The sequence below is a fragment of the Rhodococcus zopfii NBRC 100606 = JCM 9919 genome (assembly GCF_001895025.1).
Classification (GTDB): Bacteria; Actinomycetota; Actinomycetes; order Mycobacteriales; family Mycobacteriaceae; genus Rhodococcus; species Rhodococcus zopfii.
In genome coordinates this window covers 1-1,231 of sequence record NZ_BCXI01000120.1, presented here as the reverse complement: position 1 = coordinate 1,231, position 1,231 = coordinate 1, and the positions used below count along the sequence as shown (strand labels likewise).

Sequence of the window (1,231 nt, the reverse complement as noted above, 5' to 3'; positions counted from 1 at the left end):
TAGTGCCGCATCACGCAACGTTTGCCCTGTCGACGATTTCGCGTAGCTTCTCGTCGGCTGCGTGCTTGTTCCGCCAGATGATGTAGCGACGAATCATCGACGCTTGCTCCCGGTGACTGCCGTGGTCGGTACCGTCGAGCGCGAAGTACCGCAACGCCGTGAACTGCGCCTCGATGCGGTTCAACCACGAACTGTTCGTCGGGGTGTACGCGATCTCGACATTGTTCGCCTCCGCCCACCGAGCGACCCGTTGGCACTTCTTCGTGGTCAGGTGGGGTGAGAAGTTGTCGCACACGATCGCCAATCGCACCTTCGCAGGGTAGAGAGTGCGTAGGTACCGGCAGAACTCGAGAAACTTCGTCCTCGTCTTGGTCGTCTTGACGTGCCCGTAGAGCCGGTCGGTGGTCAGATCGTAGGCGGCGAACAGATGCCGCACCCCGTGCGGACGGGTGTAGGTCGCCCGCCGACGGCGCCGCGGTTCACGGTTCGGGTCCTTGTGCCTGCCGCCACGCTCGGCCCACTGCCGGCCGGGATGCGGCTGTAGGTTCAAAGGCCCGAACTCGTCGAGACAGAAAATCACCTGTGGCTCATCATGTTCGGGCACGACTTCGCCGTCGGCGATCGCGTACAGGTGCTCCACCCTCGCCTTCTTCGCCGCGTAGTCCGGGTCCTTGGACCGTTTCCACGTTTTCACTTTTTGAAAGGAGACACCCTCCTCGCGGAGCAGCACGCGCAGACCTTCGTGGCTGATGTCGTCGACCACCCCCTCGGCGACCAGGAACTCGGTGAGTTTGGTCAGGCTCCAGGTCGAGAACGGCAGATCGTGCTCGACGGGGGCGGACTTGGCGATCTTCTTGATCTCCCGGCGCTCCGGGAGGGTGAACTTCTTCGGTCGGCCGCCGGCGTACTTCGGGTACAGCGAGTCGAACCCATCGGCGTTGAAGTTGTGGATGACATCGCGGACCCGATCGGCGCTGGTGAAGCTGACCTCGGCGATCTTCGGCACCGGCATGCCTTGGGCGGAGAGCAGGATCATCTGGGCGCGTCGCCAGGTCACCACCGATCCGGTGCCGCGGCGGATGATCCGGACCAGCCGTCTACCTTCGTCGTCGTCGAGTTCTCGCACTCGTACTCGGTCTGCCACTCGGCCAGGCTGGTCGACGTTGTGGCCGACATGCCGCAAGCGGTCGGCGTGTCGGCCACAACAGGGCGAAGGTTCACGGGTGCGGCA

The 1,231-nt window shown here is 63.7% G+C and carries 1 protein-coding gene; it reads right to left on the bottom strand.

What is annotated here, in order from left to right:
• Nucleotides 1–10: 10 nt before the first annotated feature.
• Complete coding sequence (locus RZ1_RS29385) at nt 11–1,144, bottom strand: IS630 family transposase (protein ID WP_072816469.1); 1,134 nt, start codon at nt 1,142–1,144, stop codon at nt 11–13.
• Between the last annotated feature and the right edge of the window lie 87 nt (nt 1,145–1,231).